Below are 16,623 nucleotides of genomic sequence, written 5' to 3'. Positions count from 1 at the left end.
CGGCTTCCAGCCAAGGGGAAGCGTTAACGCTGCCTCCATAGCCGCTCACGCTCACGCCGCAGGCTCACCTGTGCTTGTCTTTCGTTCGCGACTGCGGGGCTCGCAGACCCGGCTCACTCCTCGCGCTCACCCGCGTACTCCGACCCGCACGTTCGTGAACCGGGCGGGAGCGGCGGGGTGGCCGGTGTGGCCGATCTGGCCCGGCTGCCCCTTGCCGCAGTTCGGGGTACCCCAGGCGACGGTCTCCGAGGAGAGCATGTCCATCGACCGCCAGAACTGCGGCCCGATCCCGGTGTACGTCGGGTTGCGCAGCATCCGGCCCCGCCGGCCGTTCTTGACCTCCCAGCCGATCTCGCAGCCGAACTGGAAGTTCAGCCGCTTGTCGTCGATCGACCAGGAGCGGTTGAGGTCCATCAGCACGCCGTCGTCGGTGGCCGCGATGATCTCGTCCAGGGTGTGCGGGCCGGGTTCCAGCCCGACGTTCGTCATCCGGACCATCGGCAGTCGGGCCCAGCCGTCGGACCGGACGCTGCCGGCGTAGTCCAGCCCGGCGATCGCCGCCGAGTCCCGGCCGGCGAGCGTGCCGACCCAGCGCCCCTCCCGGACCGCGTCGCGCTTGGCCGCCGGGGTCCCCTCGTCGTCGAAGCCGAAGCTGCCCAGCGCACCGGGGATGGTCGGGTCGATGGTGACGTTCATCAGCTCCGAGCCGTACCGCAGCGCGCCGAGCTGGTCGAGGTCCAGCCAGGACGTGCCGGCGAAGGCGGCCTCCCAGCCGAGGATCCGGTCGAGTTCGATGGCGTGCCCGACCGACTCGTGGATCTGCAAGGCCATCTGCTCGCCACCGAGGATCAGCGTGGTCTCGCCGGCCGGGCAGAGCGGCGCGGTCACCAGTTCCCGGGCCTCCTCGGCGATCCGGGCGGCGTGCGCGGTCAGGTCGAGCGAGTCGACCAGCTCCCAACCCTGCGCGCCGTACTGGCCGCGATAGCTGGGGTAGGAGCGGCGCTGCGTCTCGCCGTCGCCGATCACCGTGGCCGAGATCCCCGCCCCGGACTCCCGGACGTGCTGGTCGATCCGGTGGCCCTCGCTGGAGACGAACCACTTGCGGGTGTCCCAGATCTGGTAGAGCCCCTCGGCCAGGTCGGCGCCGTGTTCCCGGGACGTCCCGGTGGCCCGGACCAGCAGGTCGCCCTTGTCCGACAGCGGCACCGAGAGCGGGTCGACCGCGCAGGGCGAACTCCACGACCCGGTGCTGGCCGGCACCGGCAGCAGACTGCTGCCGGGACCGGCGACCCGGCCACTCGCGGCGGCGATCCGCGCGGCCCGCTCACCCGCCGCCCGGGCCGCCGGCTCCGAGAGATCGGGTACGGCGTAGAAGCCCCATCCCGAGCCGACGAGTGCGCGTATCCCGATCCCGGCGCTCTCGTCCTGGGTGACGGACTCGATCTCGCCGTTGCGGGCGGACATCGACTCGTACCGGCGGTGCATCACCCGTGCGTCGGCGTACCGGGCCCCGGCGTCGAGGGCGGCCTGCACCGCCGCCGTCGCCACGTCGAACTCGGCCATCGGCATCTCCTCGCTGGTTCGCCCGTTCGGTGATCCGGCCGGAGCCGAATCCGATCATGGATGACCTTATGCGAGGAGGTGGGGTCAGCGCCCGGGTAGCAGCTCCTCCGGCCGGATTTCCGCCACGACCGGCTCGGCGAGCCGCAGGACGTCACCGGGCTTGGCCACCGGGTGCTCGACGTAGTGCGTGCCGTCGAGACGGTGCAGCCGCAGAGTGCCGGTGTCCTGCTCGACCAGCAGATACCACGGGATCCGGGCGGTGGCGTAGTAGTGCATCTTCAGCACCTTGTCGGTGGCGGCGTTGCTGGGCGAGCTGATCTCGCAGACCAGCCGTACCGCCGTACCGTCGACGACCAGTTCGTCGAAGTCGATCTCGCCGGTGACCACCAGGTCGGGGATCGGAATCCGGCCCGGCTGCAGTCGTACGTTCACCGCCTCCAGCACGTGCAGTCCGGCAATTTCGGCGCCGGCCTCCAGCGCGTTGCCGAGGCGACGCGAGACGTGCTGGTGGCGAGGGGTGGGGGCAGGTGTCACGTGGAGGCTCCCGTCGAAGAGTTCGACGCGATCCCGGGTCTCGCCGAGGGCGAGGTACTCCGCTTCGGTCCACGGCCCGCCGTGCTCGAACACCGCTGCGGTCATGGTCACCTCCGGTCCGTCGTCGCGGTCCTGTCGGGTCGCCTCCGTACGGGCGCCAGTCTGGCACAGCGGTCGGACACGCAGGACTGTCATTAGTTATGGCACGTCTAGAGGAGTAGCCGATGATGGAGTACCAGAAGTGCGGCGACGGCGTTTGCCGAGCGGATCTCGCCGGCCGCAACCATCTCGGGAATTCGGGATAGGGGGATCCACTCCCGCTTCTCGGATCAAAAGTAGTCCTCGGGCTCGCCGACGTACTCGGCGCTGTCAGCCAGGTATACGTGATGTTGTGCGTCGGATAGCCCGTTGGACGGCTCGACCGTGATGAGCGGTGTCAGGCGTCCTGGCCGCCAGCCGGTTTCTTCGAGCATCTCGCGTGCGGCGGCCTCTTCGATCGTCTCGCTGGCATCGACGACACCAGCGGGCAGTTCCCAGCCCCAGGTGTCGGGTATGAAGCGGTGCCGCCACAACAGCAGCACCTCGTTCTGATCATTGACGGCCGCGCATAGCGCGACCGGACGCTGCCGGATCAGGAAGTGGTCGAGGTGCCTTCCGTTGGGTAGTTCCACGTCGGCGAGGTTCACCGTCAGCCACTGGTTCTCGTAGACGGTGTGTTCGCCGAGGTTCTTCCACCGCATCCGCCGCCGACCGCCCTTCTCGTCCGTCTGGGTCGCCGGCCAGGCTACAGCGGGACCGACAACGCTTCGTCGAGCCGGGCGACGGCCTCGGCCGTCACAGCGCCGCCTTGCTGGGTTAGCCGCCTGCGTAGCTGGCCAAATCTGTCGCGCAGCCGCCGGGACTCCATACCGCTCGCGAGATTGACCATCTGTACTGCGGAAACCGCAGCCCGTTCCACCTCACCGCGATTGAGTTCCACCATCGTGAGTGTGGCCATCCGGTGGACTCGGCCGCGGGCGTGGGTGTGTCTGCGGACCGCCTCCTCGGCATACTCCCGCGCCGAGGTTAGCTCCCCCAGGCTGATAAGTGCTTCGGCGAGCTGTGCTTCCACGAGGCCGGGCTGCACGTAGTCCGTCTCCGGTGGCTCGTCCTCACGGCGAATCTGTGCTGCCGTCTGTTCGGCAAGCGTCATGCTGCGGTGCGCATCCGAGACGGCCGTTGTCCCTTCAATCATCGGTCTACGGACGTGTGGCCGTACCGCTGTGGTCATTCCGTCGCTTTGCCCGGCTACGGCGAAGCGATCACTCCGGCACCCGGTTATAGCGGTCCATCGTGGCCTTGTTGGTCGAGGCGTCCCGGAAGACCAGCTCCCAGGGGCCGGTGTTGATGTCCATGTCCTTGCCGAATCCGACCCACTTGCCGGTCATCCGCCGACCGGTCGGCTCGACTAGCATCTGGATCGCCCCGTGATAGCGCCCGCCACGGTAATAGCCACTCGGGTCGGTCTGCTCGATCCAGGTACCCGTGACGACGCTGCCGTCGATCGTCATGTCGATGGTGAGCGAACCATCTGCGGTGTTCGGCAGGCTGCGTACCGTCAGCCGGTCGCCGTGCTGCAACACGACCACGTAATGCTGTCCGACGAACGCCTCGTCCCGCCCACTGGAGAAGTACTCGTACCGGCTCAGCCAGATGCCTGAATAGTTGCGGTGCGGACTGCCCTGCGATGCTGGTGCGCCAGCGGGAATCACCGGAGCGCCGGTCGGCGGCACGAGATCGTGTCCGCCCTGACCGTCTGGCGTCACGCTGGCGTACGCGGCGGCCGTGAAGCCCAGAGACTCGATGGGCAACCCGGTGACCACCTCCAGCGCACGTGCGTAGACGGGCCGGGGGGCAGTGATCGAGCCCGACTCCCAGCGCTGTACAAGTCGCTTGTTGGCGTCGTTCGGCTGGCCGGCTCGACGGCCGGCGTCCTGGAGAGCGCGGGCAAAGTCGTCCTGACTCATCCGCATGCCCAGTCGGACGGCTCGAAGAGCACTGTTCGGCGCGGTCATACGGTCACCGTAACGCCAATGTCGCCGGAATGTCGCCCCAAATGACGCTGGTTCGTCGCTGCCACTGTCGTCGCGCATGGTGATGCAGTGGCCACATCCTGTGCTTGCGACTGAGTCGGGCGTCCTGCTCGGTACGAGGTCTGGTGCGGCTCTAGGGGAGAGGGGAGAAGCGATGCTGACACGAACCCGAGGATGGATCTGGCTGCGGCAGCGCAGGGTGCGTGACTTCCGGTGGGATGGTCGCCGGTGGGTGCGGGTGCCGGGGCCGAAGCGATGACGACGAAGCCCCCGCACATCAGCCCGCCCGAGATCCCCGAACTGCCCGCCGGGACTCTGCTGCGGCTCCGGTCCGGGGACTGGTACCACATCCACGATCTGCCCTGCACCGCGTACTGCGACATGACCGTGACCAAGGTGCATGCCGGGGTGACCCGGGAGGACGGCGGTCATCTCTGGGTGTGGGTCACCGGCCATGACCATCCGACCTGCTCGTGGTCGTCGGTGGAGCCGCACGCGCCCTGCATCGAGCTGATGGTCCGCCTCGACGTGCTCTGCCGACATGCCAGGTGAGCGTCCCTCGCCGTCCGACATCCTGGATGCCGCGCGGCGAGTCATCCGGATACACCAGAACAACGCATGTCCGCACTGCACTCCGGGCGGCTGCCCGGCGGACGAGTGGGCGGCGGTGACGCTGTTCGAGGATGCGGTGGCGGCGGGGCCGCGTGGCCCGAAGAGTCTTGACGACGTACGCCGGATCGCCGACCGGATCCGGAGAGACATCGACGGTGCCGAGGTGGCGGGCGGGGTCGACAGGATTGGATCGGACCCATTTGAATAGGGCGATGCACCGGTCCTCCGGCCGAGGAAGCCCGGCGTACCGGGAAGATCGGCACCTGTAGCTTATTTTCACCCTCTGGACTCTGCTGTAGGTTACCTTCACGCTCCCCGGGGTCGGCGTGGCTCGGGCCGGGCGAGCGGCGGAACGGGTGACCGAGCAGGAAGAGGGAGGGCGCTGGTGGGAACGCCGGCATCAACAGCGTCGTCCGCGCCCCCGACGGACGAGGCGTACCTGCGGGTGCGGGATCTGCGGGTGCGGTTCCGCACCGAGGACGGGGTGGTGCGGGCGGTCGACGGGCTCTCGTTCGCCGTGCAACGGGGTCGCACCCTGGGAATCGTCGGTGAGTCCGGCTCGGGCAAGAGCGTCACCAGCCTCGCCGTGCTCGGGCTGCACGACCCGAGGCGTACGGAGATCAGCGGCGAGATCCTGGTCGGTGGGCGGGACATCGTCGGGTTGCCCGACGCCGAGTGCCGCAAACTGCGCGGCCGGGACATGGCGATGGTCTTCCAGGATCCGCTCTCCGCACTGCATCCCTACTATCCAGTGGGGCGGCAGATCGCCGAGGCGTACCGGGTGCACCATCCCGGCGCCGGCCGCCAAGCCGCCCGGCGACGTGCGGTTGACATGCTGGGCCGGGTCGGCATCCCACAGCCGGAGCGCCGGGTCGACGACTACCCGCACGAGTTTTCCGGCGGGATGCGCCAGCGGGTGATGATCGCGATGGCGCTGGTCAACGACCCCGATCTGCTGGTCGCCGACGAGCCGACCACCGCGCTGGACGTCACCGTGCAGGCGCAGATCCTCGACCTGCTGGCCGACCTGCAGGCCGAGTTCAACTCGGCGATCGTGCTGATCACCCACGACCTCGGGGTGGTCAGCCAGGTCGCCGACGACGTACTCGTGATGTACGCCGGCCGGGCCGTCGAGCACGGCAGCGTCGAGCAGGTGCTCCGCCGGCCGCAGCACCCGTACACCTGGGGGTTGCTCTCCAGCGTGCCGTCGTTGCACGGCGACGCGGACGCGGACCTGGTGCCGATCCGGGGCAACCCGCCGAGCCTGATCCACCTGCCGCCCGGCTGCGCGTTCCACCCCCGCTGCCGGTACGCCGACCGGACCGGCGGTCGCTCCTCGACCCAGGTACCCGAGCTGCTGCCGGTGGCCGAGGCCGGTCACCTGGTCGCCTGCCACCTGTCCGAGGCCGACCGGCAGCGGTACTACGCCGACGAGATCGCCCAGGTGGGGGTGGCACCGTGAGTGCGCGGACAGAGGTGGCCTCGGGGCAGCCGGCCGGGGCCGTGGGCGATCCGCTGCTGACCGTGACCGGGCTGACCAAGCACTTCCCGGTGCGCTCCGGGTTGCGCCGTCGTGGCCTGGTGCGCGCGGTCGACGGGCTGGACTTCGAGGTACGGGCGGGGGAGACCCTCGGCCTGGTCGGCGAGTCGGGCTGCGGCAAGACCACCACCGGCCGGCTGCTGGTCCGGCTGCTGGAGCCGACCGCCGGCAAGATCGTCTTCGAGGGGCGGGACATCACGCACGCCTCCCGGGGCGAACTCCGGCCGCTCCGCCAGGACCTTCAGATCATCTTCCAGGACCCGTACGCCTCGCTGAACCCCCGGCACACCGTCGGGCGGATCGTGGCAATGCCGTTGCAGGTCAACGGGATCGTCCCGCCCGGCGGGGTGCAGCAGCGGGTACGCGAGCTGCTCGAACTGGTCGGGCTGAACCCCGAGCACTACAACCGCTATCCGCACGAGTTCTCCGGCGGCCAGCGGCAGCGGATCGGGATCGCCCGTGCGCTGGCCCTGCGGCCGAAGCTGGTGGTCGCCGACGAGCCGGTCTCCGCGCTGGACGTGTCGATCCAGGCGCAGGTGGTCAACCTGCTCCGCGACCTGCAACGGGAGCTGGATCTCGCCTTCGTCTTCATCGCGCACGACCTCGCCGTGGTCCGGCACTTCTGCCAGCGGATCGCCGTGATGTACCTCGGGAAGATCGTCGAGACCGGGGACCGGGTGGAGATCTACCAGCGGCCACGGCATCCGTACACCCGGGCGCTGCTCTCCGCCGTACCGGACGTGACGAAGTTGGGGCCGGCGGGGCGGATCCGGCTCACCGGGGACGTACCGACGCCACTGGATCCGCCGTCCGGCTGCCGGTTCCGGACCCGCTGCTGGAAGGCCCAGGAGATCTGCGCGGCCCAGGAGCCGCCGCTCACCCCGTACCCGGGCGGTGGCGGCGCGGTGGCCTGCCACTTCCCGGAGGAGGGCGATCTTCCGTGAGCGCGAGGAATGAGCCGGGTTTGCGAGTCCCGCAGCGCGAACGAAGGCGAGTACCGTGAGTGAACAGCAGATCGCGGCGCAGGTCGGGGCGGTCGCGGCCGGGGTCGGCCCGGTGCCGCCGGTTCCGGAGGGCGTACCGGACGGCACGCCGCCCGACGGGAGCGTCACCAAGGCGGTCGAGCCGGACGGGTTCGTCGGCCGGTCGCCGGGGCAGCTCGCCTGGCGGCGGTTGCGCCGGGACAGGGTGGCGCTGGTCAGCGGGGCGGTGCTGGTCTTCTTCGTGCTGCTGGCGGCGGCCGCGCCACTGGTGGCCCGGCTCTACGGCAAGGGGCCACAGGAGCGGTTCCCGGAACGCCTGGACCGCAACGGGTTCCCGCTCGGATACGCCGGGGTCTCCGGTGAGCACTGGTTCGGGATCCAGCCCGGGATCGGCCGGGACATCTTCATCCAGGTGGTCTACGGGCTGCGTACCTCGCTGATGATCGCCTTCACCGCCGCCGTGTTGACGATCGCGCTCGGCGTGGTGATCGGCATCGTCGCCGGGTACGTCGGCGGCTGGGTCGACGCCGTGATCACCTGGATCATCGACCTGGCGCTGGCCTTCCCGTTCTACATCTTCTGCTTCGCGTTCGTACCGCTGGCGGTCAACCAGTTCTACGGGCCGCGCGACGAGGTGGCCTCCTGGTTCAGGCCGGCGTTGCTAGTGTTGATCTTCGTACTCTTCAACTGGACCATCTCCGCCCGGCTGGTCCGGGGACAGGTGCTCTCGCTGCGCGAGCGCGAGTTCGTGGAGGCGGCCCGCGCCTCCGGGGCGGGGCTGGGGCACATCCTGTTCCGGCAACTCCTGCCGAACCTCTGGGCGCCGATCCTGGTGACCTTCTCGCTGAACGTGCCGGCCCTGATCACGGCCGAGGCGGCGCTGTCGTTCCTCGGCATCGGGGTGCTGGAGCCGACTCCCGACCTGGGCCGGCTGATCAACGACAGCGTGCGCTACATCCGGGACGTACCGAGTTTCACCATCGTGGGCGGGACCACGCTGTTCCTGCTGGTGCTGGCGTTCAACCTCTTCGGCGACTCGCTGCGCGACGCGCTCGACCCGAAGTCGAGCAGGTAGGAGGCGTCCGTGCTGCGATTCGTGGTCAAGAAGGTACTGCTGGCGCTGAGCACCCTGCTCGCGGTCAGCGTGATCACCTTCGGGATGTTCTTCGCGGTGCCCAACAACCCGGCCGAGCTGATGTGCGGGGACAGCAAGAACGTGTGCAGCCCGGAGCGGATCGAGATGATCGAACGCCGGATGGGGCTGGACAGGCCGATCCCGGCCCAGTACGGCGAGTTCATGCGGGGCATCTTCGTCGGCCGTACCATCGGCGCCGGCGAGACCGCCCGGGACTGCCCCGCGCCCTGCCTCGGCTTCTCGTTCCGCAACGACGAGCCGGTGACCGGGATCGTCGGGCGTACCCTGCCGGTGACCCTCAGCATCGTCTTCGGCGCGGCCCTGGTCTGGCTGGTGCTGGGCGTCTCGATCGGGATGGTCTCGGCGTTGCGCCGGGGGACCGCCTTCGACAAGCTGGCGGTCGGCACGTCGCTGGTCGGCGCCTCCATGCCGATCCTGCTCTTCGGGCCGCTGCTGCTGATCGGCCTGGTCTACGAGACCGGCATCCTGAGCTATCCGCGCTACACCCCGCTGACCGAGAATCCGGTGGCCTGGGCGTCGGCGATGCTGCTGCCCTGGTTCGCGCTCGGCTTCCTCAACTCCGCCACCTATGCCCGACTCTCCCGGGCACAGATGCTGGAGATCCTCTCCGAGGACTTCGTCCGGACCGCGCGGGCCAAGGGACTGTCCAAAATCACCGTGTACGGCCGGCACGCGCTGCGCGCCGCGATCACCCCGATCATCACCATCGCCGGGCTGGACCTCGGCGCCTACCTCGGCGGCACGGTCATCACCGAGACGGTCTTCGGGTTCACCGGGCTCGGCCGGACGGCGCTGAACGCGGCGCTCAACCTGGACATGCCGATCGTGATGGCGACGGTCCTGCTCGCCGCCGTCTTCGTGGTCGCCGCCAACGTCCTGGTCGACGTGCTGTACGCGGTGGTCGACCCCCGGGTCCGACTCGGATGAGCCCAAACGTTGTCCCATCGTTACTGCTATGAAACTTACCTTCAAGTCTGCTTGAGTGAATATTTCCTTCAGCAGATCGACGCCGATCCGACCTGCGGGAACGAGACCAGGAGGAATTCCTATGCGACCCAGGCTCGCGGTGGCCGCGACGAGCGCCGCGCTCGTGCTCGCGACCAGTGCGCTGGCCGCCTGCTCGGAGAACACCGGCGAGAACGGTGACTCCGACAACGGCGGCGGCAAGCAGTTCACCAGCTCGATCGCGACCGACCCGAAGGACTCCCAGGGGCCGGCGGCCGAGGTGCCCGGGGCGAAGCCTGGCGGCACCTTGAAGATCATCCAGGAGCAGGATTTCGAGCACCTGGACCCGCAGCGCACCTACACCTTCGCCGGGATGTCGATCCAGCAGATGTTCGTCCGGACGCTGACCGTCTTCAGGGAGGACAGCAACGGCAACGTGCTGCTGGTCGGGGACCTCGCCACCGACGCCGGCAAGGACGTGAACAAAGACTGCAAGACCTGGGAGTACACCCTCAAGGAGGGGGTGAAGTTCGAGGACGGTGCGCCGATCAAGGCGGCCGACGTGGCGTACGGGATCGCCCGCTCCTTCGAGGAGAGCATCGACGGCGGGCCGACGTACATCCAGGAGTGGCTGGCGGACAACCCGACGTACAACGCGACCTACAAGGGGCCGTACACCTCGGGCACCGACACCGTCCCCGGGCTGACCGTCAAGGATGACCGGACGTTGGTCTTCACCTTCGCCAAGCCGCACTGCGACCTGCCGTTCGCGCTGTCGCTGCCGACCTCGGTGCCGGTGCCGAAGGCCCAGGACACCCGGACCGAGTACGACCGCCGGGTGGTCTCCTCGGGGCCGTACAAGATCAAGGAGTACGTCAAGGACACCCGGTTCGTCCTGGAGCGCAACCCGAACTGGGACCCGAAGACCGACCCGCTGCGGCACGCCTACCCCGACGGCATCGAGGTCGAGATCGGCCCGAACGACACCGCCGCGACCGAGCGGGCGCTCGCCAGCCAGGGCGCCGACCAGTTCGCCGTGGCCTGGGAGGAGGTCCCGCAGGCGCTGGTCAACCAGGTGCTGGGCGACTCCTCGCTCGGTGAGCGGACGCTGCGCAAGACCGCCCCGTCGGTCTGGTACCTGAGCATCAACAACGACCGGATCAAGGACGTCAAGGTCCGCCAGGCCATCGCGTACGCGATCGACAAGCAGGGCATCCTCGCCACCCAGGGCGGCGACGCCGCCGGCAAGCTGACCCACACTCTGCTGGCCGACACCACCATCGGCCGGACGGAATACCCGAACCCGTACGACGGCGGGCCGACCGGCAACCCGGAGAAGGCCAAGGAGCTGCTCGGCGGGCAGAAGCCCAAGCTGGTCTTCATGTCCCGCAGCACGGCCTTCGGTCAGCAGACCGCGCCGATCGTGGAGCAGAGCCTGGAGCGGGCGGGCTTCGACGTCACCGTGCAGTACGTCGAAGACCACAACCCGACCGCCCGGACCCGGGGCAACCCGTACGACATCTACCTGTCGAACTGGGCGGCGGACTGGCCGAGCGCGGTGTCGACCATCCCGGTGCTCTGGGACGGCCGCAAGCTCGGGCCGCAGGGCAACTCCAACGTGTCGTACTTCAACGCCGACGACGTGAACGCCGAGATCGACCGGGTGAGCAACCTGCCGGCCGGCGAGGCGGGTCCGGAGTGGGCCAAGCTCGACCAGATGATCATGGAGAAGTACGTCCCGGTCGTGCCGATCTACCAGGACAACGCCTTCCTGGTGACCGGCGCCAAGGTCGGTGGCCTGATCATCTCAGAGCAGTTCGGCATCCCGGTCTTCTACAACAGCCACATCAAGCAGTAGCCGGGTCCGTGCGGGCCCTCTCCGGTCAAGACCGGAGAGGGCCCGCACGTCTCTGTCCACCGGGCCGACGGCGATTCCGTGGCTGGCGACAGCCGGGAATCGGGGCGGTGGGTCAGCGCCAGCCGTACTTGGCGCGGAGGGCTCGGCCGACCAGGTCGAAGCGGGCCCGGTCCAGCACCGCACCCTCTCGCCGGATGCTGTCCTCGCGCATCGTCAGGACCCGGTCGAGCCGGATCCAGCTCGGCCGGTTGTCCCGGTCCCACTCGCCGGGGCCGAGGGCGAGCCAGTGCCGCTGGCCGTCCCGGTCGCTCTTGCTGGAGAGCATCAACCCGAAGAGGGTCCGGCTGACCCGCCCGACCACCAGCACCGGGCGGTCCTTGCCCTGGCGCGGATCGTCCTCGTACGACACCCAGGTCCAGACGATCTCGCCCGGATCGGCCTGCCCGTCCAGCTCGGGGGCGTAGACCAGCTCTCGACGCTGCAACGCGGAGACCTGGCGGCGCCGCGCGGGCTGGGCCGGGATGGGACCAGTGGTGCGAGCGGGGGTACGCCGAGCCACCCGGCTGACGGTCGCCGTCACGCCCTTCCAGAGATTCGCCACGGCGGAACCCTACCCGGCGTCGTCACGCCGGTCCGGTCCGCCTCGGCGGGTCGGGGTGTCCAGTCGGGATCGCGGCCGGCCGAAGCCCAGCGCCCGGTCGAACGGCGGTGCGTCCGCCGGCACCGGCACCACCGGCCCGAACAGCCCGTCGCGGCGGGCGACGGGGGTGCCCGGTCAGCCGATCCGCAGCACCAGGTCGCGGAGCCAGACCGACCACCGTGGACTGTCGTGTACCCGTTCCGGCACGAGGTAGCGCTCGTGGTCCACCCGGCGGATCACCTCGTCGCGTACCGGCAGCAGCACGATCTCGACGCTGAACGGGCGTATCGACCGGCCCAGCGACGCTTCGACCTGGCGTACCACGTCGGTGGTGGTCGACGTACCCGGCCCGGGCCGGCCGAACGAGTCGCGTTGCCGGGCGAGGTGCCAGTCACGGGCCTCCGGCCAGCGTTCCGCGACCACCCGGCGCAGTGCCGGCCACGGTGCCAGGCCGAGCGGATCCGGAGTGTCGTCGGCGGGCTCCAGGTCGGCGCGCGGTTGCGGACGCTGTCCCGCCGGGTCGACCAGCGAGAGCCACCAGCCGAGCCATTCCGCGCCGGGGACGAAGCCGAGCGAGCCGGCCGGCGCCGGAAGCTCGTCGAGATCCAGCGGGCCGGGCACCAACCGGTGTGCCGGCACCTCGATGCGCTCGCTCGCCCGGATCCACAATGCGCAGTCGACCAGGTAATCCCACCTGCGGATGCCGATCCGCCAGGAGAGCGGGCCTCGCAGTTCCACCGGCGTCTCCTCCCGTCAGCGGCGCCACTGACCAGGGTAGTGAGCCGAACGGGGGATAGGTGGAGGCAAATGAGTGGATGGCGGGTCGGCCGATAGGTGGGAGGCGGTGCTGGATCACTGCTCGGGGTCGTACCCCAGATTGGGGCGGAGCCAGCGCTCGATCTCGGCGACTGGCAGGCCCCGCCGTGCCGCGTACTCCTCGACCTGGTCCCGCCCGAGCCGGCCGACGGTGAAGTACCGCGACGACGGGTGCGCGAAGAGCAGGCCACTGACGCTGGCGGCCGGGGTCATCGCGTACGACTCGGTCAGGCCCATCCCGAGCGCCTCGGCGTCGAGCAGGTCGAACAGCTCCCGCTTCAGGCTGTGGTCGGGGCTGGCCGGGTAGCCGAGGGCGGGACGGATCCCCCGGAACCGCTCGGCGTGCAGGTCCTCGATCGCCGGGTCGGCGTCCGGCTCGTACCAGTCCCGCCGGGCCCGCAGGTGCAGGTACTCCGCGAACGCCTCGGCGAGCCGGTCGGCCAGCGCCTTGACCATGATCGCCCGGTAGTCGTCGTGCCGTGCCTCGAAGCCGGCGGCCAGCTCCTCGGCGCCGTGGATCGTCACCGCGAAGCCGCCGAGGTGGTCACCGGCCGGGGCGAGATAGTCGGCGAGGCAGCGGTTCGGCCGGCCGGCCGGCTTGGTGGTCTGCTGGCGCAGCATCGGGAAGCGGGCCCCGGCCTCGCCGGTCAGCACGATGTCGTCCCCGTCGGCGTGCGCCGGCCAGAAGCCGTACGACCCGACGGCGGTCAGCGAGCCGTCCGCGATGATCTGGTCGAGCAGGGTGTTGGCGTCGTCGTAGAGTTCCCGGGCCACCGGCTGGTCGAGGATCGCCGGGAACTTCCCCTTCAACTCCCAGGCGAGGAAGAGGAACTGCCAGTCGATCATCTCGCGCAGCGCGGTCAACTCGGGCCGGACCACGCGTACGCCGGTGAAGGCCGGCACCGGCAGGTCGTCGAAGCCGACCTGTTCGCGGTTGTCCCGGGCCTGGGCGAGGGTGAGCAGGGGTACCCGGTCCCGTCCCTCGTGCTGCTCGCGCAGGCGCTGCTGCTCGGCCCGGTTGCGTACGTCCAGCTCGGCGGCCCGCTCCGGATTGAGCAGGTCGGAGACGACCCCGACCACCCGGGACGCGTCGAGCACGTGCACGGTACTGCCGTCGTACGCCGGGGCGATCCGGACCGCGGTGTGCTGTCGTGAGGTGGTCGCCCCGCCGATCAGCAGCGGCAGGTTCATGCCCCTCCGCCGCATCTCGGTGGCGACCGCCACCATCTCGTCCAGGGACGGGGTGATCAGCCCGGAGAGCCCGATCGCGTCGGCGCCCTCGGCGATCGCGGTGTCGAGGATCTTGGCGGCCGGCACCATCACGCCGAGGTCGACCACGTCGTAGTTGTTGCAGCCCAGCACCACGCCGACGATGTTCTTGCCGATGTCGTGCACGTCGCCCTTGACCGTCGCCAGCACCACCTTGCCCTGGCCGCGGTTGGTGTCGAGCCGGCCCTCCGCCCGGGCCTGCTCCTTCTCCGCCTCCATGTACGGCTCCAGGTAGGCGACCGAGCGCTTCATCACCCGGGCGCTCTTGACCACCTGGGGCAGGAACATCTTGCCGGAGCCGAAGAGGTCGCCGACGATCTTCATGCCGTCCATCAGCGGCCCCTCGATCACGTCGAGCGGGCGGTCGGCCTGCTTGCGCGCCTCCTCGGTGTCGGCCTCGATGAAGTCGACGATGCCGTGCACGAGCGCGTACGACAGGCGCTCGGAGACCGGCGCCTCCCGCCAGGCGAGGTCGACGGTCCGCCGGGTGCCGGAGCCGCTGACCGTGGAGGCGAAGCTGACCAGCCGGTCGGTGGCGTCCGGTCGCCGGTCGAAGAGCACGTCCTCGACGAGTTCCAGCAGGTCGGCGGGGATGTCCTGATAGACGGCGAGCTGACCCGCGTTGACGATGCCCATGTCCAGCCCGGCGCGTACGGCGTGCAGCAGGAACGCCGAGTGCATCGCCTCGCGTACGACGTCGTTGCCGCGGAACGAGAACGACAGGTTGGAGATGCCGCCGCTGGTCCGCGCCCCCGGGCAGCGCTCCTTGATCTGCGGGAGCGCGTCGATGAAGGCTTTGGCGTAGCCGTTGTGCTCGCTGATGCCGGTCGCCACGGCCAGTACGTTCGGGTCGAAGACGATGTCGGAGGGCGCGAACCCGGCCCGCTGGGTGAGCAGGTCGTACGCCCGGGCACAGATCGACACCTTGCGTTCGGCGGTGTCGGCCTGGCCGAGCTCGTCGAAGGCCATCACCACCACCCCGGCGCCGTAGTCGCGGATCCGCCGGGCCTGCTCCAGGAACGCCTCCTCACCCTCCTTGAGGCTGATCGAGTTGACGATCCCCTTGCCCTGTACGCACTTCAGCCCGGCCTCCAGCACGCTCCACCGCGAGCTGTCGATCATGATCGGGATCCGGGCGACCTCGGGCTCGGTGGCGATCAGGTTGAGGAAGGTGGTCATCGCCCGCTCGCTGTCGAGCAGGTCGGCGTCCATGTTCACGTCGAGGATGTTGGCGCCGCCGCGTACCTGCTCCAGCGCCACGTCGACGGCGGCCTGGTAGTCGTCGGCCTCGATCAGCCGGCGGAACCGGGCCGAGCCGGTGACGTTGGTCCGCTCGCCGATCATCACGAAGCCGGTGTCGGCGCCGATGGTGAACGGCTCCAGCCCGCTGAACCGGGTGGCGCTCGGCACCGCCGGCACCGGCCGGGGCGGTTGGCCGGCGACGGCCTCGGCGATCCGGGCGATGTGCTCGGGGCCGGTGCCGCAGCAGCCGCCGACGATGTTGACCATGCCGGCGTCGGCGAACTCCCGGAGCAGCCGGCCGGTCTCCTCGGGCTGCTGGTCGTAGCCGCCGAACGCGTTCGGCAACCCGGCGTTGGGGTGGCAGGCGACGTAGGTGTCGGCCAGCCGGGCCAGGTCGGCGACGTGCGGGCGCATCTCGGCGGCGCCGAGCGAGCAGTTCACCCCGACCGCCAGCGGCTCGGCGTGCGCGATCGAACTCCAGAACGCCTCGACGGTCTGCCCGGAGAGGGTCCGGCCGCTCAGGTCGACGATGGTTACCGAGATCCACAGCGGCAGGTCCGGCGCGACCTCCCGGGCGGCCGCGATCGCGGCCTTCGCGTTCAGCGTGTCGAAGATCGTCTCGATCAGCAGGATGTCGACGCCGCCGTCGGCCAGCGCCCGGATCTGCTCCGCGTACGCCTCCCGGACGGTGTCGAAGGAGACCGTCCGGAAGGCCGGGTCGTCGACCCGGGGCGAGAGCGAGAGGGTCACGTTCAGCGGCCCGACCGAGCCGGCGACGAACTTGCCGCCCGCCTCGTCGGCCGCCTGCCGGGCGAGTTGGGCGCCGCGCAGGTTCATCTCCGGGACCAGCGCCGCCAGGCCGTAGTCGGCCTGCGCGATGCTCGTCGCGGTGAAGGTGTTCGTCGAGGTGATGTCCGCGCCGGCCGCCAGGTAGCGCCGGTGTACGTCGAGGATGACGTCCGGCCGGGTCAGGTTGAGCAGGTCCGGGTCGCCGGTCACGTCGTGCGAGTGGTTGGCCAGCAGGTCGCCCCGGTAGTCGTCGGGGGTGAGCCCGGCGCCCTGGAGCATCGTGCCCCAGGCGCCGTCCAGCACCACGATCCGCTCGGCGAGCAGGTCCCGCAGTGCTCGGGTGCGCGCCGCCCGCGTGCCGGTGCCGCTCGAAGTCGTACCCGTACCCATTGGCCACCTCCGTCGTGGAACGGAGGCGCCCTTGGAGAAGATCAATCCTCGGGTCGAGCGTGGCGGGCGTCACCACCCGTTGCAGCGCCTCTCGACCCGGGGATCGAGACTACCGGAAAGGACCCGACGAGGCCGAAAGCTTCGCGCAGTGTGGGACGGCGGCGCCGGACCCGGTCTTGACCTGAAGCGCGGTTCAGCTTGCAGGCTTGATCGT

Annotated in this window: 15 protein-coding genes and 1 riboswitch; of the genes, 7 read left to right on the top strand and 8 right to left on the bottom strand. The window is 69.8% G+C overall.

Going from position 1 to position 16,623, the window contains the following annotated elements; genetic code table 11:
• Positions 1-126 precede the first annotated feature (126 nt).
• The 5 genes from AAH979_RS33375 to AAH979_RS33355 form a co-directional block, all read right to left on the bottom strand.
• Complete coding sequence (locus tag AAH979_RS33375; protein ID WP_346262106.1) at positions 127-1,563, bottom strand: TldD/PmbA family protein; 1,437 nt, start codon at positions 1,561-1,563, stop codon at positions 127-129.
• Between the two features lie 84 nt (positions 1,564-1,647).
• Complete coding sequence (locus tag AAH979_RS33370; RefSeq protein ID WP_346262105.1) at positions 1,648-2,202, bottom strand: Uma2 family endonuclease; 555 nt, start codon at positions 2,200-2,202, stop codon at positions 1,648-1,650.
• Positions 2,203-2,426: 224 nt separating this feature from the next.
• The gene (locus AAH979_RS33365) at positions 2,427-2,837 is read right to left on the bottom strand and encodes an NUDIX hydrolase (protein WP_346262104.1); all 411 of its coding nucleotides are present in this window, start codon (positions 2,835-2,837) and stop codon (positions 2,427-2,429) included.
• A 44-nt stretch (positions 2,838-2,881) separates the two neighbouring features.
• Positions 2,882-3,331, bottom strand: coding sequence for a hypothetical protein (locus AAH979_RS33360; protein ID WP_346262103.1), 450 nt, complete (start codon positions 3,329-3,331; stop codon positions 2,882-2,884).
• A 67-nt stretch (positions 3,332-3,398) separates the two neighbouring features.
• A complete protein-coding gene (locus AAH979_RS33355; protein ID WP_346262102.1) occupies positions 3,399-4,151 on the bottom strand; it encodes an XRE family transcriptional regulator in 753 nt (250 codons plus the stop codon).
• A 273-nt stretch (positions 4,152-4,424) separates the two neighbouring features.
• Between AAH979_RS33355 and AAH979_RS33350 the strand changes: the two genes are divergently transcribed.
• The 7 genes from AAH979_RS33350 (at position 4,425) to AAH979_RS33320 (ending at position 11,263) form a co-directional block, all read left to right on the top strand.
• The gene (locus AAH979_RS33350; RefSeq protein ID WP_346262101.1) at positions 4,425-4,721 is read left to right on the top strand and encodes a hypothetical protein; all 297 of its coding nucleotides are present in this window, start codon (positions 4,425-4,427) and stop codon (positions 4,719-4,721) included.
• Positions 4,711-4,989 carry a hypothetical protein gene (locus AAH979_RS33345; RefSeq protein ID WP_346262100.1) on the top strand — a complete coding sequence of 93 codons (279 nt, stop codon included), beginning with the start codon at positions 4,711-4,713 and terminating at the stop codon, positions 4,987-4,989. Before AAH979_RS33350 ends, AAH979_RS33345 begins: the two co-directional genes overlap by 11 nt.
• Positions 4,990-5,166: 177 nt before the next feature.
• Entirely contained in the window at positions 5,167-6,243 is a 1,077-nt protein-coding gene (locus tag AAH979_RS33340; RefSeq protein WP_346262099.1) for an ABC transporter ATP-binding protein, read from the top strand.
• A complete protein-coding gene (locus AAH979_RS33335) occupies positions 6,240-7,265 on the top strand; it encodes a dipeptide ABC transporter ATP-binding protein (RefSeq protein ID WP_346262098.1) in 1,026 nt (341 codons plus the stop codon). The genes AAH979_RS33340 and AAH979_RS33335 overlap by 4 nt, the downstream gene beginning before the upstream one ends.
• Before the next feature lie 55 nt (positions 7,266-7,320).
• Positions 7,321-8,379, top strand: coding sequence for an ABC transporter permease (locus AAH979_RS33330; protein ID WP_346262097.1), 1,059 nt, complete (start codon positions 7,321-7,323; stop codon positions 8,377-8,379).
• A 9-nt stretch (positions 8,380-8,388) separates the two neighbouring features.
• Complete coding sequence (locus AAH979_RS33325) at positions 8,389-9,387, top strand: ABC transporter permease (protein ID WP_346262096.1); 999 nt, start codon at positions 8,389-8,391, stop codon at positions 9,385-9,387.
• Positions 9,388-9,508: 121 nt separating this feature from the next.
• A complete protein-coding gene (locus tag AAH979_RS33320; RefSeq protein WP_346262095.1) occupies positions 9,509-11,263 on the top strand; it encodes an ABC transporter substrate-binding protein in 1,755 nt (584 codons plus the stop codon).
• Between the two features lie 112 nt (positions 11,264-11,375).
• Here AAH979_RS33320 and AAH979_RS33315 read toward each other — a convergent pair whose 3' ends face one another.
• The 3 genes from AAH979_RS33315 to metH form a co-directional block, all read right to left on the bottom strand.
• A complete protein-coding gene (locus tag AAH979_RS33315; protein WP_346262094.1) occupies positions 11,376-11,864 on the bottom strand; it encodes a type II toxin-antitoxin system PemK/MazF family toxin in 489 nt (162 codons plus the stop codon).
• Between the two features lie 174 nt (positions 11,865-12,038).
• Complete coding sequence (locus AAH979_RS33310; protein WP_346262093.1) at positions 12,039-12,641, bottom strand: hypothetical protein; 603 nt, start codon at positions 12,639-12,641, stop codon at positions 12,039-12,041.
• 114 nt (positions 12,642-12,755) lie between these two features.
• Positions 12,756-16,409: a methionine synthase gene (metH, locus tag AAH979_RS33305; RefSeq protein ID WP_346262092.1), complete on the bottom strand. Its 3,654-nt coding sequence runs from the start codon at positions 16,407-16,409 to the stop codon at positions 12,756-12,758.
• A gap of 16 nt (positions 16,410-16,425) precedes the next feature.
• Positions 16,426-16,508, bottom strand: a riboswitch (S-adenosyl-L-homocysteine riboswitch).
• Positions 16,509-16,623: the final 115 nt, after the last annotated feature.

The sequence above is a fragment of the Plantactinospora sp. ZYX-F-223 genome (assembly GCF_039649625.1).
In the GTDB taxonomy this organism is placed as follows: Bacteria; Actinomycetota; Actinomycetes; order Mycobacteriales; family Micromonosporaceae; genus Plantactinospora.
Note: the sequence above shows the minus strand (reverse complement) of the source record. Positions and strands in the feature narration are given on the sequence as shown.